The 18,080-nt window shown below is 45.4% G+C and carries 23 protein-coding genes and 1 pseudogene; 13 read left to right on the top strand and 11 right to left on the bottom strand.

Going from position 1 to position 18,080, the window contains the following annotated elements; translation table 11 throughout:
- Window positions 1–123 precede the first annotated feature (123 nt).
- The 3 genes from H6F66_RS21360 to H6F66_RS21350 form a co-directional block, all read right to left on the bottom strand.
- Entirely contained in the window at window positions 124–681 is a 558-nt protein-coding gene (locus H6F66_RS21360; RefSeq protein ID WP_190425117.1) for a ComEA family DNA-binding protein, read from the bottom strand.
- A gap of 63 nt (window positions 682–744) precedes the next feature.
- Window positions 745–1,125 (bottom strand): NINE protein, encoded by a 381-nt coding sequence (locus H6F66_RS21355; protein WP_190425114.1) that lies wholly within the window; start codon window positions 1,123–1,125, stop codon window positions 745–747.
- Complete coding sequence (locus H6F66_RS21350; RefSeq protein ID WP_190425111.1) at window positions 1,119–1,319, bottom strand: hypothetical protein; 201 nt, start codon at window positions 1,317–1,319, stop codon at window positions 1,119–1,121. Before H6F66_RS21350 ends, H6F66_RS21355 begins: the two co-directional genes overlap by 7 nt.
- A 75-nt stretch (window positions 1,320–1,394) precedes the next feature.
- Here H6F66_RS21350 and H6F66_RS21345 point away from each other — a divergent pair, with 75 nt between their 5' ends.
- Window positions 1,395–1,718: a DUF1825 family protein gene (locus H6F66_RS21345; RefSeq protein WP_190425108.1), complete on the top strand. Its 324-nt coding sequence runs from the start codon at window positions 1,395–1,397 to the stop codon at window positions 1,716–1,718.
- 211 nt (window positions 1,719–1,929) lie between these two features.
- Here H6F66_RS21345 and H6F66_RS21340 read toward each other — a convergent pair whose 3' ends face one another.
- Window positions 1,930–3,849 carry a PBP1A family penicillin-binding protein gene (locus H6F66_RS21340; RefSeq protein ID WP_190425105.1) on the bottom strand — a complete coding sequence of 640 codons (1,920 nt, stop codon included), beginning with the start codon at window positions 3,847–3,849 and terminating at the stop codon, window positions 1,930–1,932.
- A gap of 358 nt (window positions 3,850–4,207) precedes the next feature.
- On the opposite strand from H6F66_RS21340, the gene tyrS reads away from it, so the two are divergent.
- The 3 genes from tyrS (at window position 4,208) to H6F66_RS21325 (ending at window position 6,867) form a co-directional block, all read left to right on the top strand.
- Window positions 4,208–5,440 (top strand): tyrosine--tRNA ligase, encoded by a 1,233-nt coding sequence (gene tyrS / locus H6F66_RS21335; protein ID WP_190425102.1) that lies wholly within the window; start codon window positions 4,208–4,210, stop codon window positions 5,438–5,440.
- 145 nt (window positions 5,441–5,585) lie between these two features.
- Window positions 5,586–6,293, top strand: coding sequence for an orotidine-5'-phosphate decarboxylase (pyrF, locus tag H6F66_RS21330; RefSeq protein ID WP_190425099.1), 708 nt, complete (start codon window positions 5,586–5,588; stop codon window positions 6,291–6,293).
- The gene (locus tag H6F66_RS21325) at window positions 6,283–6,867 is read left to right on the top strand and encodes a hypothetical protein (protein ID WP_199295362.1); all 585 of its coding nucleotides are present in this window, start codon (window positions 6,283–6,285) and stop codon (window positions 6,865–6,867) included. The genes pyrF and H6F66_RS21325 overlap by 11 nt, the downstream gene beginning before the upstream one ends.
- On the opposite strand, the gene H6F66_RS21320 is transcribed toward H6F66_RS21325, so the two are convergent.
- Window positions 6,864–7,562 carry a uracil-DNA glycosylase gene (locus H6F66_RS21320; protein WP_190425251.1) on the bottom strand — a complete coding sequence of 233 codons (699 nt, stop codon included), beginning with the start codon at window positions 7,560–7,562 and terminating at the stop codon, window positions 6,864–6,866. The two genes, H6F66_RS21325 and H6F66_RS21320, sit on opposite strands and share 4 nt — an antisense overlap.
- Before the next feature lie 181 nt (window positions 7,563–7,743).
- Between H6F66_RS21320 and H6F66_RS21315 the strand changes: the two genes are divergently transcribed.
- Complete coding sequence (locus H6F66_RS21315) at window positions 7,744–8,457, top strand: phosphoribosyltransferase family protein (protein WP_190425096.1); 714 nt, start codon at window positions 7,744–7,746, stop codon at window positions 8,455–8,457.
- Window positions 8,458–8,543: 86 nt separating this feature from the next.
- The gene (locus H6F66_RS21310) at window positions 8,544–8,840 is read left to right on the top strand and encodes a hypothetical protein (protein ID WP_190425093.1); all 297 of its coding nucleotides are present in this window, start codon (window positions 8,544–8,546) and stop codon (window positions 8,838–8,840) included.
- Between the two features lie 4 nt (window positions 8,841–8,844).
- Here the strand turns inward: H6F66_RS21310 and H6F66_RS21305 are convergent, their stop codons facing one another.
- Window positions 8,845–9,213, bottom strand: a complete 369-nt coding sequence (locus H6F66_RS21305) for a hypothetical protein (protein ID WP_190425091.1) — start codon at window positions 9,211–9,213, stop codon at window positions 8,845–8,847.
- A gap of 128 nt (window positions 9,214–9,341) precedes the next feature.
- Between H6F66_RS21305 and H6F66_RS21300 the strand changes: the two genes are divergently transcribed.
- The 3 genes from H6F66_RS21300 (at window position 9,342) to H6F66_RS21290 (ending at window position 13,213) form a co-directional block, all read left to right on the top strand.
- Entirely contained in the window at window positions 9,342–10,451 is a 1,110-nt protein-coding gene (locus H6F66_RS21300; protein ID WP_190425088.1) for an aldo/keto reductase, read from the top strand.
- A 160-nt stretch (window positions 10,452–10,611) separates the two neighbouring features.
- Window positions 10,612–11,694, top strand: a complete 1,083-nt coding sequence (locus H6F66_RS21295; RefSeq protein WP_190425085.1) for a class I fructose-bisphosphate aldolase — start codon at window positions 10,612–10,614, stop codon at window positions 11,692–11,694.
- A gap of 352 nt (window positions 11,695–12,046) precedes the next feature.
- Complete coding sequence (locus H6F66_RS21290; protein ID WP_190425082.1) at window positions 12,047–13,213, top strand: pyridoxal phosphate-dependent aminotransferase; 1,167 nt, start codon at window positions 12,047–12,049, stop codon at window positions 13,211–13,213.
- Between the two features lies 1 nt (window position 13,214).
- Here H6F66_RS21290 and H6F66_RS28565 read toward each other — a convergent pair whose 3' ends face one another.
- Together H6F66_RS28565 and H6F66_RS21280 are read right to left on the bottom strand one after the other, a co-directional pair.
- Window positions 13,215–13,538 (bottom strand): PIN domain-containing protein, encoded by a 324-nt coding sequence (locus H6F66_RS28565; protein WP_347269416.1) that lies wholly within the window; start codon window positions 13,536–13,538, stop codon window positions 13,215–13,217.
- An 86-nt stretch (window positions 13,539–13,624) separates the two neighbouring features.
- Window positions 13,625–13,855 carry a hypothetical protein gene (locus H6F66_RS21280; protein ID WP_190425080.1) on the bottom strand — a complete coding sequence of 77 codons (231 nt, stop codon included), beginning with the start codon at window positions 13,853–13,855 and terminating at the stop codon, window positions 13,625–13,627.
- 280 nt (window positions 13,856–14,135) lie between these two features.
- Between H6F66_RS21280 and H6F66_RS21275 the strand changes: the two genes are divergently transcribed.
- From H6F66_RS21275 to ggt, 4 genes are all read left to right on the top strand, one after another.
- Window positions 14,136–14,390, top strand: a complete 255-nt coding sequence (locus tag H6F66_RS21275; RefSeq protein ID WP_190425077.1) for a hypothetical protein — start codon at window positions 14,136–14,138, stop codon at window positions 14,388–14,390.
- A complete protein-coding gene (locus H6F66_RS29075; protein WP_277873948.1) occupies window positions 14,377–14,511 on the top strand; it encodes a hypothetical protein in 135 nt (44 codons plus the stop codon). The genes H6F66_RS21275 and H6F66_RS29075 overlap by 14 nt, the downstream gene beginning before the upstream one ends.
- A gap of 78 nt (window positions 14,512–14,589) precedes the next feature.
- Window positions 14,590–15,003, top strand: a complete 414-nt coding sequence (locus tag H6F66_RS21270) for a RidA family protein (RefSeq protein WP_199295361.1) — start codon at window positions 14,590–14,592, stop codon at window positions 15,001–15,003.
- A 452-nt stretch (window positions 15,004–15,455) separates the two neighbouring features.
- Window positions 15,456–17,012, top strand: coding sequence for a gamma-glutamyltransferase (gene ggt, locus H6F66_RS21265; protein WP_190425074.1), 1,557 nt, complete (start codon window positions 15,456–15,458; stop codon window positions 17,010–17,012).
- Between the two features lie 8 nt (window positions 17,013–17,020).
- Here ggt and H6F66_RS21260 read toward each other — a convergent pair whose 3' ends face one another.
- The 3 genes and pseudogenes from H6F66_RS21260 to H6F66_RS28090 all read right to left on the bottom strand — a co-directional run.
- Window positions 17,021–17,317, bottom strand: coding sequence for an acylphosphatase (locus H6F66_RS21260; RefSeq protein ID WP_190425071.1), 297 nt, complete (start codon window positions 17,315–17,317; stop codon window positions 17,021–17,023).
- A 133-nt stretch (window positions 17,318–17,450) separates the two neighbouring features.
- The gene (locus tag H6F66_RS21255) at window positions 17,451–17,810 is read right to left on the bottom strand and encodes a polyribonucleotide nucleotidyltransferase (RefSeq protein ID WP_190425068.1); all 360 of its coding nucleotides are present in this window, start codon (window positions 17,808–17,810) and stop codon (window positions 17,451–17,453) included.
- A gap of 59 nt (window positions 17,811–17,869) precedes the next feature.
- A pseudogene (locus H6F66_RS28090) lies at window positions 17,870–18,080 on the bottom strand (hypothetical protein); the annotation flags it as partial.

Here is an 18,080-nt window from a genome sequence, read left to right as displayed (position 1 = left end):
TGTTGGCGGAGCCTGCGTGTTAGCGCTTAGTCGCGGCTACACAAACAAAGCCTGCTCTCGTCACGCTTTGTTTGTAAAGCGCCATTTAGTCAATAGCAAAAGTGCGCGCACTTTTGCTATTGACTAAAACCTCAAATAGTGCATTAACTGCGCTGTCATCTGTCCAGGGAGTGATAGCCTAGTTTGAAAATCAGCCAGGTTGCGGTAAGCTCCGGCGGCGCGACGATTTGAAAAGATTGCTCTGGCAAGAATCAAGTCAACACCTGGAAGAAGCATTAGCTGCTCGATAGATGCTGTGTTAGGGTTCACCAGTTGCGGTGTGGAGGGACAATCGTCGTAGTAACAAAACCTCAAGAGTGGCTCCAGAGGTTTTAATCGCAATATCGGCATACTTAGTGCCGCAGCAATATCTTCTATACAGAGAAATTGTACTCCAGACTGGGCTAAGGAAACGAGCGATCGCGCTTGATGAATTGATAGCCCAGGTAGTCTCAGCCAGTCATCCACACTTGCCTGATTCACATCAATTTTGAGACCAAGACTGACTGCGATCGCAATTTCTTCAGTAGATTGCAGCCGATAGTAAGGATCTCCCAAAATCCGCGCCCGGATTGACTGTCGGTTTGAGTTTATCTCTGGGCGCAGCCGAGTCGCCAATGGTAGCCAATCAAAAAGTGCCATTTTTTGGTAAATTTAGCGATCGCACCCAATATTTTAAAATTTTTCTCGCCTACTGACTTCTTTTTACCGCATTCGATCCAGACATTGGCGGCGCTTTTGCTCAAATTCATACTCTGAGATTAGCCCTTCTTGGCGTAGACTATCCAGTTGACGCAAAGCATCAGCGATCGCACTCACTGAGTTAGTCGCCACTCCAACTGACTCAGGGAGTGATTCTACACCTAAATTAAAATTCCGGTCAAATTCATCCCCATCTTGGAATAAATACCATATCCCTTCAATAGCGCTGGCAATTCGAGCGATAGGTGTTCCCCACGACAACAGTAAATAAACTGCTCCCCAAAGCGGCTGTCCCAGATAAAACTTGTGAAAGCCAGCAAACGGGATTATCGCTCCGGTAAATGCCAAAAGTGCAGCAACTTTTCGATTTTTTTGTGTCAACATTTTGAGGTAAACTCCTCTTTCCTCAAAAGACATAGCGATGCGCCTATAGCGCTACCGCAACGCTTCCCATCCAATTCCATGATAGGGATTTTCTTACTTTGGAGCATGAGCGATCGCGATCGCGCTTTCAAGATGCCACCAGAGAACAAATCCGCCCATAATACGGAAAACCGAATATATCGTAAAGTTTGCACTGCATTAAAATGATACTCAAAGCAGTAAAACTTCCCCTGACTGGGGAAGCCCATTGACGGGAAGATAAAAAGGCTATGGGATTTTTTGACTCCGAAATTGTTCAACAAGAAGCCAAGCAGCTGTTTGAAGATTATCAATCCCTAATACAACTGGGAAGCCACTACGGTAAATTTGACCGCGAAGGTAAAAAGATTTTTATTGAGAAAATGGAAGCCATGATGGATCGCTATCGCATCTTTATGAAGCGATTCGAGCTATCTGATGACTTCATGGCTCAAATGACAGTCGAACAGCTTAACACTCAGCTTGGTCAATTTGGCATTACCCCGACTCAAATGTTCGACCAAATGAACCTCACCTTAGAGCGGATGAAATCCGAATTAGAAAAGCAAACATAAAGATTTTGGATGCCAGAATTTTACTTTTTTCTGCCTCCTAAATTTCTCATTTTGTAGGTTGGGTTTTAGCTTGCTTCCGCCTAGCGGTGGGAAAGTGGAACCCAACACTAACAATTTTGGATGCAAGGATACAAGAATTTTAAGACTTTAGATTAAATCCAAAATTATCGGAGGCTGGGAAACTCCTTCGCCCCCGTAAAATCTAAAATTCTTATCTAGGGCGTGGAAACTTGTTAGGCGAGGGGAAGTAATTCACAGGAACACCACTCATAGCACTTGACATAAAATCGCGCCAGATAGGAGCCGCATATTCGCCACCCGTTACACCACCGCCTAAACTCCGGTTATTATCCTTCCCAATCCAGACAGCCGTAGAAAGTTGCGGGACATAGCCCACAAACCAAACATCTTTCTCCGAGGAAGTCGTACCAGTCTTACCAGCTGCGGGTCGTCCTATCTGTGCGTTTTTCCCAGTACCGCCAGTCACTACCCCTTGCAGCACGCTTGTCAGCGAAGCACTAGCCCACGGGTCTAAAACCAATCGGCGTTTAGGAGTATTATCGAGCAACACATTGCCACTACTATCCGTGACCCGGACAATAACGGTTGGGGGAGAGTACCAACCATTACTAGCAAAAGTGGCATAACCGCCCGCCATTTCCAAAGGCGTAACACCAATCGCTCCCAAAGGCAAAGAAATTACAGGTTCAATCGGACTCTTAAAGCCAATAGTTCGGCAAATTTCAATCACCTTATCCAGTCCCACAGCCCGCCCAAGCTTCACAGCCGGAACGTTAGCGGAAACCATGAGCGCTTGGCGAATGCTCATCGCCCCAGAGTAACCACCACCGTAGTTTCGGGGAGAGTAATAGCCGCCACCATCTCGATAACTAACTGGCGTATCGTAGACGGTGGAGTAGGGCGAATACTTACCCGTAGCAAAAGCCGCGTAGTAAACAAATGGCTTAAAGGCAGATCCCGGCTGTCGGCGGGATTGGATAGCACGATTGAACTGGCTTTTATCGTAACTAACCCCGCCCACCATTGCTTTTACAAAGTGCGTCCGAGGATCGACTGATACCAGAGCAATTTGGTTGTTATAAAGCCCGTAACCCTGAAGTCTTCTATGCCAACGACTCACCTTTTGTTCCGCCATACGTTGGAACTTGTAGTCGATGGTCGTCTGGATTCGCATACCGCCTTTTAGCACCGCATCCCGACCGAAGCGCTCATTTAACTCCGCAACAACCGCTTCTGTGATATAAGGCAGTTCGCTGGTTTGCCACGAGGTTAGCTGACCCCGTTTAATTTCTTGCTTAACAGCGGCTGCTCTCTCTTGCTCAGTAATCCATCCCAACTCGCGCATCCGACCCAAAACCTGTGTTTGGCGCTGTTTTGCCTGCTTGTAGTTCCCGAAAAGACTGTAATCTTCCGGAGCCTGAATCATTCCTGCCAACATTGCCGCCTCAGCCAAGTTTAGATCGGCAGCTTTCTTGTTAAAGTAGCTTTCAGATGCTGTTTGAACACCATAGTTGTTGTGACCCCAATACACCTGATTGAGGTACATTTCTAAAATTTGATCTTTCTTAAAGATTTGTTCTAACCGAATTGCTAGCACCGCTTCGGCAATTTTGCGGCTCATTGTCCGCTTGCGAGACAAGAAAAGGTTTTTCACCAACTGCATGGTGATTGTCGAGCCACCCTCGACAACGTTGCCTTTTTCCCAGTTAGCTTTTAAGGCGCGACCAACGCTGTTGGGGTTAATGCCTTGGTGCAAATAGAAGTGGCTATCTTCAATCGCTAGAACCGCCCGCTTGAGTTCAGGGGAAATTTTATCAAGGGGTACGACTTCCCGATTGGCTTCTCCGTGGAGCGAAGCTAGGTGCTTACCTTGAATGTCGTAAATGTAAGAAGTTTCTGTGGGGATGTAGCTACGAAGAACCCGCACATCCGGTAGGTTACGGAAGCTGATAGCTAAACCAACCAGTCCCCCAGCGACAACCGAACTGGTCAGCATGGTGATGCCCAGGAGGGTTCCGCCTGTTGCTTTACCGACTCCCTGCATGAACTGAACTATCGGGGCTGATGGCTCTCTTCTCGGTTGTTTATCTTGAATAGTGCTAGACGACACGGTGATTTCACTTCCTCACTAAAAAAATGTGGGACTTAGATGATTGGGCGACTGGTATGGCTTTGCTTATCTAGATTACAGAACTTTCCACTCGCGGCAGGATGGTGGGGACAATTTTAGCAGTGACTGGGAAGGTGGTAAGCATTTGCGGTGGTCGCAAAACAACATCGCTTTTGTAAGTGTGACAAAAAAATCCTACTTTTTAGCATCATAAGTGCAGCCCATTACTAAATTTTGTCCAGTTGGCATGGAGACTTTATACAATTTTTGCAAATTATAATAAACTGGTTTACCCTTGGATTTGCATAAAATACAAATATAAGGGTCGATTTCCACATCCGATTTAGTTTGGCGCATCATGACCGCTAGTGTATCCTCAAAAACGCCCCAAAACCTCACTTGGTTATATCGTGGGGTTAGTGAAATTTTCCCCGACCAGCCTGATTCTGATGACGCTGCTCTTTCTTTGGCTCAAAGATTAGCGCAAACTGACCGACCTTTGCGGGTGAAGTTGGGAATCGATCCGACCGGATCTGATATCCACTTGGGTCATAGTATCCCAGTACGGAAGCTGCGTGCTTTTCAGGATGCCGGACATACAGCTGTTTTAATTATTGGGGATTTTACGGCTCGGATTGGCGACCCTACCGGAAAATCTGAGGTACGCCGTCAGTTAACATCTGAGGAAGTGGCGCAAAATGCTCAAACTTATCTGGATCAGGTGCGTCCAATTCTAGATTTTGACACGCCGGGACGGTTGGAAGTTCGCTACAACTCCGAATGGCTTTCAAAGCTTGATTTGTCAAAAATTTCAGAGTTGTTGTCTACGATGACGGTAGGGCAAATGCTGGCGAAGGAGGGGTTTGCCGAACGTTATGAGAAGGAAAATCCGATTTTTCTGCACGAGTTCCTTTACCCGTTGATGCAAGGCTACGATTCTGTGGCGGTGCAAGCTGATGTGGAGTTGGGTGGGACGGATCAGAAGTTTAATATTGCTGTTGGGCGCGATTTACAACGCCATTTCGGTCAGATGCCTCAGTTTGGTTTGCTGATGCCGATTTTAATCGGGACGGATGGTGAAAAGAAAATGTCGAAGTCGCTGGGCAATTATGTGGGATTATCGGAAGATCCGCTCTGGATGTATCAGAAGTTGGAAAAAACGCCGGATCATCTGTTAGAGCAGTATTTTGAATTGTTGACAAATTTGCCGCTGGATGGCTTGCCAGAACAACCACGCGATCGCCAAAAACTTCTGGCTTTCGATATTGTCTCTCAATACTACGGGAAAGATGCAGCAGAACTTGCTGTGCGCGACGCACAGGCAATTACAGCAGGAAACACAAATTCCGCTAAAGCTGTACCAGAATTTTACCTAAAAGAGGTGAATTTTCCGGCTAAATTGTTCTTTATTCTGGGAAAGAGCGGCTTGTGCAGCAGCGGGACGGAAGCGCGGCGACAAATTCAGGGAGGAGGGGTAAAGTTAGATGGAGATCGCGTGTCTGACGTGAATCTCACTTTTGAATCTCCCTCTGAGTTGGACGGACGAGTTTTGCAGGTGGGGAAAAATAAGTCTGTGCGATTAATTGGGTAATGGGGATTGGGGATTGGGGATTGGGGATTGGGAAAAAGTCTTACCTAGTCCCTACGCCTCAGTCCCCAGTCCTTTGTCCCCAGTTCCTAGTCCCCAATCCCCAATCCCTAGTCCCTAGTCCCCAGCCCCCAGCCCCTACAAAATAATGTCAAACAGCGAGAAAATTATTGTTGCTTTGGATGTTCCGAGTTTAGGGGAAGCGATCGCTTTAATTGACAAGTTGCCGGAAGTAACTTTCTTTAAAGTTGGTTTAGAACTATTTGTCAGCACTGGTGCTGACATTCTCACACTGCTGAAAGACAGACAAAAGCGAATTTTTCTGGATCTGAAATTTCACGATATCCCTAACACTGTTGCCGGGGCTTGTCGCGCTGCTGCGAGTTATGGCGTAGATTTGCTCACAATCCATGCTACGTGTGGTAAAAGTGCGCTACAAGCAGCAGCAGCAGCCCTACAGGAGGGCGCAGAAGCCGCAGGGTGTCCGCCACCCAAGTTAATTGCCATAACGCTGCTGACAAGTATCACATCGCGGCAATTGGCATTTGAGCTAAAAATTCCGCTGGAATTGCCAGAATATGCTTTACATATGGCTTTGTTAGCAAAAGAGGCGGGACTGGATGGGGCGGTTTGTTCGCCGCAGGAGGTGGAACAACTGCGACAGACTTGTGGCGATGATTTTCTGTTTGTTTGTCCGGGAGTGCGCCCTAGTTGGGCAGAAGCGGGAGATCAGAAGCGAAGTCTCACTCCAGCCCAAGCTTTCTCTTCTGGAGCTGATTATCTCGTGATTGGGCGACCGATTACTGCCGCCGCCGATCCTGCTGCTGCTTGGGCGAGAATTTGCGATGAGTTATAGAAGTCACAATAAGTTATGTAGAGAGGCGAAATTTCGCATCGCTACATTTTGCCTTTGCATGATTGGCTTTTGCTTTGAAAGAGCGATCGCGCAAACGCCCCCACAGAAATCGAGTTGTCCCACCGATGTAGAAAACTTAACAAGTTTACTAATTCGAGATTTACCCAGCTATGCCAATCGCGTCAGTCAACGCTCTCGACGACTAAACAGAAAACCAGCTCTCTCCAGTTCTGTAATCATTGCCGGACGACCAGAATTTGCGCCCCTCACCCTAGGCCCTGGCCCCTATACCTCAGATCCTGGTGCAGACATAACTACAACAGCTCCTAAACAAGTATTTATCACCACTTTAGAACGAGGATACACAGCCCGAAAGCCAATTCAATTACAGCAATATCACTGGCTGTTTCTAACTCAAACTGAGGACGGCTGGAGGTTGGCAACAATGTTTTCCCGTACTGGCTCCTATCCCGAAGGAGATCCGCCCTCGCCGCCGCGAGATAGCAGTAATGGCATCATTGGCCAAGCTGTTCGCAATTGGCTGCAAGACTGCCGCGTTGGGAAAATTAATTAATTGTTGTTGCTAATTTCATCTAATTTGGCACGAACAGCCTGAATATCCTGCCACATTAACCATTTAGGACTGCCTTGTTCCCGCGAAGCATTGCGAAGTAGATAGGATGGGTGGAAAATCGGCATACACAAGCGTCCCTCCCACTCGATCCAAGTGCCGCGAATTTTGGTAATGCCTCGTTTATCGCCAGTTAAACCTTTTAAAGCTGTAGCACCCGTCAAAAGAATGATTTTCGGGTCTACCATGCGAATTTGTTCTAACAAATAAGGCTTACAAGCTGCCATTTCTTCAGTTGTGGGCGGGCGATTGTTTGGTGGACGGCACTTGTTGACATTACAGATGTATACATCCTGTTCGGTGTCCAGCTTCACAGCGGCTAAAATTTTCTCCAGCAGTTGCCCAGATTTCCCGACAAATGGCAACCCGGTTTCATCTTCATTTTGTCCTGGTGCTTCGCCCACAATCATAATTGGTGCTTGAAGATTGCCGCGTCCAACTACAGCGTGAGTGCGGTTTTCTCCCAGTCCGCAGCGGTGGCATTGGTTACAATGCTGTGCGATTTGCGCCATTGTTTGATAGGTGCTGGGAGGAATGGGGACTTTGGCACTTGTGGGAATTAATGCTTGATTTTGCGGTGTGGCAGATGCACCGAGGTCTGAGGAGTCAAAAAGGCTAAGTTGCTCGTCGCTGGACATGAATCTGTGGCTATATCGTGCTTTCACGAAATTATCCTAACAATACTCGCTCAAGGCGGAAACTTGTTTCACGCTTAAGAATTGATAGTTCTTACTTTTGACGGAGTAGGGATGAGCTGCGAGAAGAGCCAAAATCAGCCATCATAGGAGGCGAGCGCAGTACCGAATTCTGGAGGGTGCCATGTCATCTGCCCCCATGTTTCGCGATCGCATCCACGCCGGAGAGCAGCTAGCTCAGTCCGTTATGGCTGAGTTTACCCAGCTCAAGACGCGGGGAGTTAATAGCCAACCTATCATTTACGCGCTGCCTCGCGGCGGTATCCCTGTGGCTGTACCAGTGGCACACAGTTTGGGTTGTCCTGTGGATATTCTTGTCGCCAAAAAAATTACTTTTCCGGAAAACCCGGAACTTGCCATCGGTGCTGTCACGTCAGATGGACACGTACTATGGTGTCAGCCAAAGCGATTTCGCAGAAACCAGCAGAGTGCGCTGGAAGCGGCGTTGCGGCAAGCCCAAGATAAAGCTATTGCCCTACAGAGTAAGCTTTCTTCCAGTCGCTTGCCTGTTAGCGCTCAGGGTGCGATCGCTATTTTGGTTGATGATGGTATTGCCACTGGCATGACAATAGCAGTTGCCGCCTCTGCCGTGAAAGCCCAAAATCCTGCCGAAATTTGGGTTTGTTCGCCAGTAGCGCCACAGGGTTTGAGCGAGTGGCTGCTCCAATGGTGCGATCGCGCTATTATCCTAGAAACGCCCGAACCTTTTCTCAGTGTCAGTCGCTTCTATGAAGAGTTTCCCCAAGTGGATACTCAAGAAGCCTTATTCTACTTGCAGCAGCACAATCAGCAAATATTACCTAATAACCAATCGCCAGATGCGCCTATGAGTAGATAGCAAACGTTAAAACTTTCAGGTATGGTAATGGCTAGTTGCTAATTGCCATTACCCCTAACCAATAACTAATAAGTAATAATTAAAATATGAGAATTTGGCAATCTTGGTGGCGAGCTTTAGTTTTTTCTAGCCAGTACAGTCCACCGCGATTTATTGAGCTAATCATGTTAACTGTTGCCACGGTTTTAATCATGACTTGGGAGATAAATCAGGAGTGGCCTTACTTGGTGCTGGGTTTGAGCTATATGGTGGGAGCGGCGGCATCAATTTTAGTGCGAGAAGCACTCACGCCATCTCATCATCCGCGAGTTTCTCAGGTGATGGCAGTGCTAATGTTAATTGTGAGTTTTTACTGCTTTGCTGACTTAACTCACCACCTATAATTTATTAGTGGGATTGGTGCAAAATCAAGCGATTATCATCTGGATCGTAAGCGTAGATTTCTCTACCGTGTGATGCAGTTAAGATTTCGCCGGGTGGCGGGAAACCCAGAGCAGTAATATGAGCGATCGCATCTTCCAAGTCAATTACTTCTAAACACAAACTCATTCCGCTTTTTACCGATACAAATTCCTCGGATTGGGTGAGTTTCGGTTTGAAAATTCCCAAACGTAAGCCAGGAAACTGAAACTCTGCATAAACATTTGGGATATATGGATGCGGCTGTTTATCCAGTAAATTTGTATAAAAACTTACTAATTTCTCAAGATTAACAGTTGCGACAGTAATAAAGGCGGCGGTGCATGGGAAAACCATATTAGGGTGTAGGGGCGAAAGTTATGTCATTTAAAAAATAAAATAACCTGTCTAAAGATAGGTGAAATTAAAGTAACAAAAAAACTAACACTGAAGCAAAACTGGGTGAACTTAAGCAGGATAACTCAATGGCAGATCGACGTGACGATCAATCAGGGGAAAATCGACACCGAGAGGCACAAAGCTGGAAACGCAGACAGTTTCTGCAACGCCTCGGAGTTCTCGGCGCAGGAGTAGCGATCGCAGATCGGATCTTGCTACACCCAGATGCACAAGTCAATGCTGGCGAACCCGACGAGACAATTTCACTCCAAGCTGGGGAAATTCCGCGCCGCAAACTCGGACGCACAGGTGTCGAAGTTTCGGCGCTGACACTAGGCGGCTTTCACATCGGCGTTCCCAAAGACGAACAAGAAGCCATCCGCATTATTCAAGAAGCACTCGATGCTGGCGTGACCTTTCTAGACAACGCCTGGGAGTATAACGAAGGCGTGAGTGAAGAACGGATGGGTAAGGCGCTGCAAGGTAGGCGAGACAAAGCATTTCTGATGACAAAAGTTTGCACGCACGGACGCGATCGCAAAGTCGCTATGCAACAACTTGAGCAATCTTTGCGGCGACTCAAGACAGATTATATCGACTTGTGGCAAGTTCACGAAGTTGTTTATGACAACGACCCAGAAAGACATTTCGCCAAAGGTGGAGTTATCGAGGCTTTAGACGAAGCCAAGCGTCAGGGAAAAGTTCGTTTTGTCGGTTTCACAGGTCACAAAGATCCGGCAATTCATCTGAAAATGCTTTCTTATAATTATCCGTTCGATGCCGTTCAACTACCACTGAATTGTTTTGACTCCTCTTTTCGCAGCTTTGAGAAGCAAGTGCTACCCCTCCTCAATAAACGCGGTATTGCTGCAATTGGGATGAAAAGTTTGGGTGGTAGTGGCGAACCAGTTAAAGCAGGTGTTGTCACCGTGCAAGAAGCGCTACGCTATGCAATGAGCCTTCCGGTTGCTACTACCGTCAGCGGTATTGACTCTCTACAAGTGCTGCGCCAGAACTTGAATATTGCGCGGAGTTTCACGCCAATGAAAGAAGCGGAAATGCAAGCTATGCGATCGCGTTATGCTAGTTATGCTGCTGATGGACGCTTTGAACTCTACAAAACGTCAAAAAAATACGATGGATCTCCGGGCAGAGAGCAGCACGGATTTCCCTCGCAAGAGGAGTTAGAAGCTTGAAGTGTTACCCTAATTTGTAAGCTATTCGACGTTTAACTTGCAGATGGTTATTAGTCAAAATTCCTACCAAAACAGAGTTTCATTCTTTTAACTTTTGACTTGCTTAATAGGTAGGTAGGTATGCACTGCCCAGCAAAACAAATTTTTGAGGAAAACTGCTATGACCGCTACACTATCTGTACCTAATTCCCTAGAGTCTGTACTAGGAAAAGAAGCAGAAGACCTTCTCAGTTTTAAGGCAAAAGTTTCCAAAGATATGCTGCACCTGCCGGGGCCGGACTTTGTAGACCGGATTTTTGCAGCCAGCGATCGCAACCCCCAAGTATTGCGTAGTCTTCAGCAACTGTATTCTGCCGGACGTTTAGCTAATACCGGATATCTCTCCATTCTCCCAGTAGACCAAGGAATTGAACACTCCGCAGGGGCATCCTTTGCACCAAACCCGATCTATTTCGATCCCGAAAATATCATTAAACTGGCGATCGAATCTGGTTGTAATGCTGTTGCTACCACCCTTGGCGTTTTGGGCATGGTTTCTCGCAAATATGCCCACAAAATCCCCTTCATTTTGAAATTAAATCATAATGAATTGCTGACTTACCCCAATCAATTCGACCAGATAATGTTCGCCTCTGTCGAACAAGCTTGGAATTTAGGGGCGGTCGCTGTCGGGGCAACTATTTACTTTGGTTCAGAACAATCAACTCGCCAAATTCAAGAAGTCAGCGAAGCCTTTGAACGCGCCCACGAATTGGGTATGGCAACCATTCTGTGGTGCTATCTCCGCAACAATGCTTTCAAACAAGACAAAGACTATCACTTAGCAGGCGACCTCACAGGTCAAGCAAACCATCTGGGCGTGACAATTAAAGCCGACATCATCAAACAAAAGCTCCCCGAATACAATTACGGGTATGCTGCTGTTGCTAAAGCTACTGGTGAAAGTTACGGCAAAACTAACGACCGAGTATACACCGACTTGTTGACCGATCACCCAATTGACCTCACCCGCTACCAGGTACTAAATTGCTACTGCGGTCGCGCTGGGTTGATTAACTCTGGTGGTGCATCTAGTAAAAATGACTTTGCCGAAGCCGTCCGCACCGCCGTAATTAACAAACGCGCTGGTGGTTGTGGTTTAATCTCCGGTCGCAAAACTTTCCAGCGTCCTTTTGAGGAAGGGGTGAAGCTATTTAACGCCATTCAGGATGTCTATCTCTCACCTGATGTAACTATCGCTTGATGAAGCCATAGGTGCTTCTGATCGGCTTCGCGGGTAGCAGGGGCGTAGTCCCCTACTACCCTAAAAAAAGATTACCAAATGCGGCTAGAAGGCAAAAAGCCAGAGTATCACCCCTTACCCGTGGAGGCAAAAGAAAAGTAAAATTTATGATTCGGCAGGTATTTGATTTTTATATAGCTATAAAAAATGTCATATATCTCATTTTTAAGATTAAAAAGTAAAAAAAATGCCAATCTGAAGCCTGATTGGGGGATACTCTGAAAGACTATAGAGTTGCTGGGGTAGCGATCGCTTCCTTGCGTATTGCCCAAAAGCAACGTATCGCTAAGTTAGTCTGGAAAGTGGGGTAAGCATGAAGCTGGCAGCACGAGTTGGTCAGGTAACGCCTTCTATAACGTTGGCGATCGCAGCCAAAGCCAAGGCGATGAAGGCAGAGGGTATAGATGTTTGTAGTTTCAGTGCTGGGGAACCAGATTTTGACACCCCAGAACATATCAAAGCTGCTGCCAAAAAAGCTTTGGACGAGGGTAAAACCAAATACGGGCCAGCTACTGGAGAACCAAAATTAAGGGAAGCGATCGCCCGGAAGCTACAAAAGGACAATAACCTGGGTTTCGCAGCTGAAAACGTTATCGTCACCAACGGCGGTAAGCATTCCTTGTATAACCTGATGATGGCGCTGCTGAATGGTGGGGATGAGGTGATTATCCCATCTCCCTACTGGCTCTCGTATCCGGAAATGGTGATTTTGGCAGGCGGTACCCCGATAATTGTGCCGACAGACGCTTCCACGGGTTATAAAATTACGCCAGAGCAACTTCGCTCATCTATCACACCAAGAACCAAGCTTTTTGTCCTCAATTCCCCTTGTAATCCCACTGGTGTTGTTTATACGCCAGCTGAGATTAAAGCTTTAGGAGAAGTGGTGGTGGAAAAAGATATTCTCGTTGTCTCCGATGAGATTTACGAAAAGATTATCTACGACGACGCGCAGCACTTGAGTATCGGCGCTGTGAGTCCCGAAGTCTTTGACAGGACAATTATCAGCAGTGGTTTTGCTAAAGCTTACTCAATGACGGGTTGGCGAATTGGTTATTTAGCAGCACCAGTTGAGTTGGTTAAAGCTGTTTCCACCATTCAAGGTCACAGTACCTCGAATGTGTGTACTTTTGCACAGTTCGGCGCGATCGCAGCTTTAGAAGGTTCTCAAGATTGTGTGGAACAAATGCGCCTCGCTTTTGCCGAACGTCGGCAGATAATGTTGCAAAGACTTAACGCTATTCCCGGTTTATCCTGTGCCAAACCAGACGGCGCTTTTTATCTGTTTGTTAACATCAGCAAATCTGGTTTAAATTCTCTAGAATTCTGCGACAAACTGTTAGAAAATAAGCGAGTTGCGGCGATTCCTGCGATTGCTTTTGGTGCAGATGATCACATCCGGCTATCTTATGCAACAGATATGACTTCGATTGAGAAGGGGATGGATAGGTTAGATAAATTTGTGCGATCTCTTGTTTAGTTTAAGTCAGTCGCTCTAATAATTCACCAACTGACAAAATCGGCAAAATAGCGCCCGCGATACTCAAGGTTTCGCGGGTGATAATTGCATCAAGATTGTTAGCGATCGCGCAAGCTAACTGTACTGCATCTTCAAAATCTTTCAAGTTTGAGGCAAATGCAGCTGCAAGAACGTCGCTATTAACGGTACAAATTTCCATAGCTGTTAGTGTTGTTGAGACAGCAACTCTTGCGCGTTCAATACTCCGCGTCTGTCTTCTGACAATGTAAAAGATATCAGTTACGGTGGTTGCTGTAACATACCCCTCAATCTGCCCAGAGTAAATAGCCTAAAATAAAGCTTCAGCATCCTCCCTAAAAGGTTCGCGCTCTAGCAAAAAATCCAGAATAACGTTGGTATCTATTAATACCATCATTTCATGTATTTCTCCACTAGGCGTTCTTCTAACATTGCTTCAACTTCAGCATCAGTCGGGGCTGGCGCATCGGTTTTCGCGAGTCCCCGCATCCGATCTATTGCAGCTTTTCGATCGGGTTGGGGTCTGAGTTCGCGCCTAAGCGACTCGACAATCGCGTTCACCAAGTCTAAGCGATCGCTTACCGATAACTTGTATGCTTGATTTTTTAATTCTTGCAAAGACATATTTTATACTTCCTCAAAAACTATTCCCTGACTTTATTTTAGGCGATCGCTTTCTCAGGGATAGCGGCAGCGATCGCTAATTTTTAACCTTCTGCAAGATAATTTTATTGTGACTGCTGTCACTCCCTAAATTGTTAAATATCACATTTACTAGCTGATTGTCAGCACTCAATATGCTGATACTTGTCACATTTTTTTTAATTAGTCATCACTTATCCCGATAGGATTCCTGAGTGATAGTAGTAGGAAAGATACAGAATCTAATAAACCGGGAGTTATAATGTTAACTACTTCTAATTTTTTATATCCTCAACCTCGCTACTACGGTGATGTAAACCCAGAAAATTTAGTATTTAATGCTAATTTACAGGAATTTGCTCAACGGGTGAGTTTGATTAGTGGTTTGGCAACCAATGGAAAAATTTCCATTGAACAGGCTTTTCAAAACATCGAGACGCTTTGGCACCAGTTGGAAGCAACGAAAAAGCAGCTAGGTGTGGGTGAAAATCCTTTCCAGTCGGATGAAAATCGATAATTTGAGGTTAAGCGATCGCGTTCGTACCAGCAGCAGAGACGCGAGAGTGCTTCGCGATCGCGCTTCACCAGATAACAAGATATTTATTAGCAGCAGATTTGGTAACATATTTACTAAATAAATTGTTTCCTCGTCTCTAATCTTTGTAATACGCAGGCACTCTATAATCTTTAAGATTAGTGCTGCTATAGGTCAAGTTGTGCAAAAGCTATTTGTCAATCCCGAAGCCTTACCTAATTGGCCGGACTTTTTCACCAATATCGTCACGGTGGAAGGAAATGGTGTAAAGACTATTTACCTAGCGGGTCAAGTGGGTGTAGATGCTACGAAAAACCTTTTGGAAAAAGGCAATCTCAAGACGCAGGCGGTACAGTCATTTGAAAACGTGTCTACGGCATTGGCTACGGTGGGCGCGACAACTGCTGATATCGTAAAAATTACAATCTATGTCGTAAACTATAAACCTGAGGATGCGATGGTGATTGGAGAAGTAATTGGTAAATATTTTCCTCATCAAAAGCCAGCCTGTTCCCTGATCGGTGTCCAGTCATTGGCAGAAGACGGGTTTCTGATCGAGGTTGAAGCGATCGCTGTCAAGGATATGGATGAGTAGCTGTGCTTTGAACTCAGACTTTGCACCTGAATACTCCCAGGTGTTCCATACAGTGGTTTTGCTTTGAGTCCAACACGGCTTAACCACAAAATCTTTAACCACAGCAAATCATTTCGTTAGTAGTTAGCTTAGTTTATTCAAAGTTTGTTTCACTACAATTTTTGATGAGATTAAAGTTTATATATAACTTTATAGTAATCCTATTTGAGTTGTGACTACCTTTGAAACCTCCCACCCAGGCGCGGCCGGGCGCAGAGGAGGAGGAAAGGGAGAAGTTCATAAATGAGTTAGGATTGCTATATTAAAAGCTAATATAGGGTTTCTCAGTTGGGTGGAGTATATCGCAATTCTGACCTTCGGGCGACCTTGGTAGGGACATGGCATTGCCATGTCCCTACAGATGTATAGCTCCCAAGCCTTTAATTGCTATAGTAACAAATACAATAAATTTTATGTTTAAAAAAACTCACGGTGTGATTGCTGCTGGACATGAACAAACTGCCGAAGCAGGGATTGAAATGCTTCGCTTAGGTGGGAACGCCTTTGATGCGGCGGCGGCGGCAATGTTAGCTTCTTTTGTTACTGAGGCTGCGCTTACATCGGCGGCTGGTAGCGGGTTTCTTTTAGCCCATACTAAAGATAATCAAAATACTTTATTTGACTTTTTCTCGCAAACGCCACGCCACAAAAAGAGCCAGGATAATCTTGATTTTTATCCAGTTAAAATTAACTTTGGCGGTGCCTTACAAGAGTTTCACATTGGTCTTGGATCAATGGCTGTACCAGGAAATATCGCTGGAGTTTTCCACGTTCACCAGCAACTAGGTAGATTGCCTTTTAAAGTTGTTGCTGAACCAGCAATTCGCTATGCAAACACTGGAGTAAAAATCAATGATTATTCATATTACTGCTTGACAATTCTCAAGCCCATAATGCTTTTTTCTACAGAAATGCAACAAGTTTTTACTCCTGGCGGGGAGCTTGTTCGGTCTGGAGAAACAGTATATATGAGAAATTTGGCTGATACTTTAACTTATCTAGCTGAAAATGGGATTAGAGAATTTTATGAGGGTGAAATTGCACAACGCTTAGTTAAAGATTGTCAAGATTCTGGCGGTTATTTAACATTAGAAGACCTAAAGAATTATCGGGTTATTGAGAGACAACCTTTAGTTATCAATTACCGCGATAATACATTTTTGACTAATCCTCCCCCTAGTTCTGGAGGAATACTCATTGCTTTCGCTTTAGAACTACTTTCAAAAGTTAATTTAGCTGGCATTAATTTTGGCAGTTGTGGTCATTTACAGATACTGGCTAATGTGATGCGTTTAACTAATGATGCCAGGAAAGATAGATACAATGCTAATACTCATCAAGAAGATGTTGTCCAAAGTTTTTTATCTAATGAGCATATTGCTATCTACGAACCTCAATTAACCGAAATTGTCAATAAATGGGGAAGCACTACTCATATCAGCGTTGTTGACAGCGAAGGAAATGCGGCTAGTGTTACTACTACCCACGGTGAAGGATCTTCTTATGTGATTCCGGGAACTGGCATCATGGTTAATAATATGCTGGGAGAAGCAGATTTGAATCCGCATGGTTTCCATGAATGGGCAGAAAATACCCGGATTTCATCCATGATGGCACCAACTATGGTACTTAAAAATAGTCAGCCAGAAATTGTTCTGGGTTCTGGTGGTTCTAACAGGATTAGAACGGCAATATTACAAGTTATTTCCAATATTATTGATTTTCAAATGGATGTTGGTGCGGCGGTGAATAGTCCCCGCGTTCATTGGGAAAACAATATTTTTAATATTGAACCAGGATTCAGCCAGGAGGAAATAAAGAAACTGGCGCTTCCCTCTAGCAATGAATTAGTTTTATGGGAAAAGAAAAATATGTTTTTTGGTGGCGTTCATACGGTTATGGAAAATTCAGAAGGATTGATTGAAGGCGCAGGCGATCGCCGTCGCAGTGGAGCGATCGCTACCTGTTAGAATCTTACCTATCGCCTCATTTCAAACCCGCGCAATCTTTCCGGTGTCTCATACTCAACCGCCACATCTTTAACTACAGCAGCTGATGGCCCCTGGTGACACCAACGAATCATTTCCTCGACAATATCCTGCGTTCCTTCAAAAACGGCTTCTACCCGCCCGTCGGGGAGATTTCGCACCCAACCGCTGACCCCCAAATACTTAGCTTGTTGTGCTGTTGAGTATCGATAACCAACTCCCTGAACGATTCCAGAAACGAAAACGTGGGCGCGGATCTCTTCCGCTGGCGCTGATGGGTTCTGCATCAATTTGTCCCTGTCTATGACAGCTTTCCAAATTAAAAGTTTTGTCTTGGTTCATTTTAAGCAGAAATGGCGTCAGCTATTGAGCTAACGCCATTCAATTCATTTCCACAGTTATTAATCCAAGCCAAGAGATTTAATCGTCGTCGTCATCGTCATCGTGTTTACGGTGATGTCCGTGCTTACGATCGTCATCATCGTCATCATCATCGCTATCGCGATATTCACCGCGATGTTTGTACTCGCGATCGCCATCGTCATCATCATCATTATCGCGATGTTTGTACTCGCGATCGCCATCGTCATCATCATTATCGCGATCGCGATATTCCCTATCATCATTACGATAGCGATCGCTTTCTCTATATTCTTTTTCATTATCGCGATATTCCCTGCCATCATTACGATAGCGATCGCGTTCTCTATCTTCCCTGTCGCGATCGCCTCGTTCCTGGTTCACACCAGGTATTTTTCTAAATAGATCGCCTATTCCCATAATCTCCCCCCTAAAATCGCTTTCTTGAATCTTTCCTACTCAAACGATTTCAACTCTACTTAGTAGTTTGTCATAGCATTTTTACCGATATCTCTTCCAACAGATATAGATTCCCATCTAGAGGAATCTTTGCAACTTTGCTCAACAATATGAATAATAGGCGATGTGCAACTTTTCAAATATGAAAATCCCACTGTATGCTTCTGATCATCAATTGCCGAGAAGCATACGGTGGGACAAATGTTTTCTACTGAAGAGTTTATCATTGCC

The sequence above is a fragment of the Trichocoleus sp. FACHB-6 genome (assembly GCF_014695815.1).
GTDB lineage: Bacteria > Cyanobacteriota > Cyanobacteriia > Cyanobacteriales > FACHB-T130 > Funiculus > Funiculus sociatus.
The sequence above is the reverse complement of the archived record's forward strand: the minus strand, read 5'-3'. Positions and strand labels throughout refer to the sequence as shown.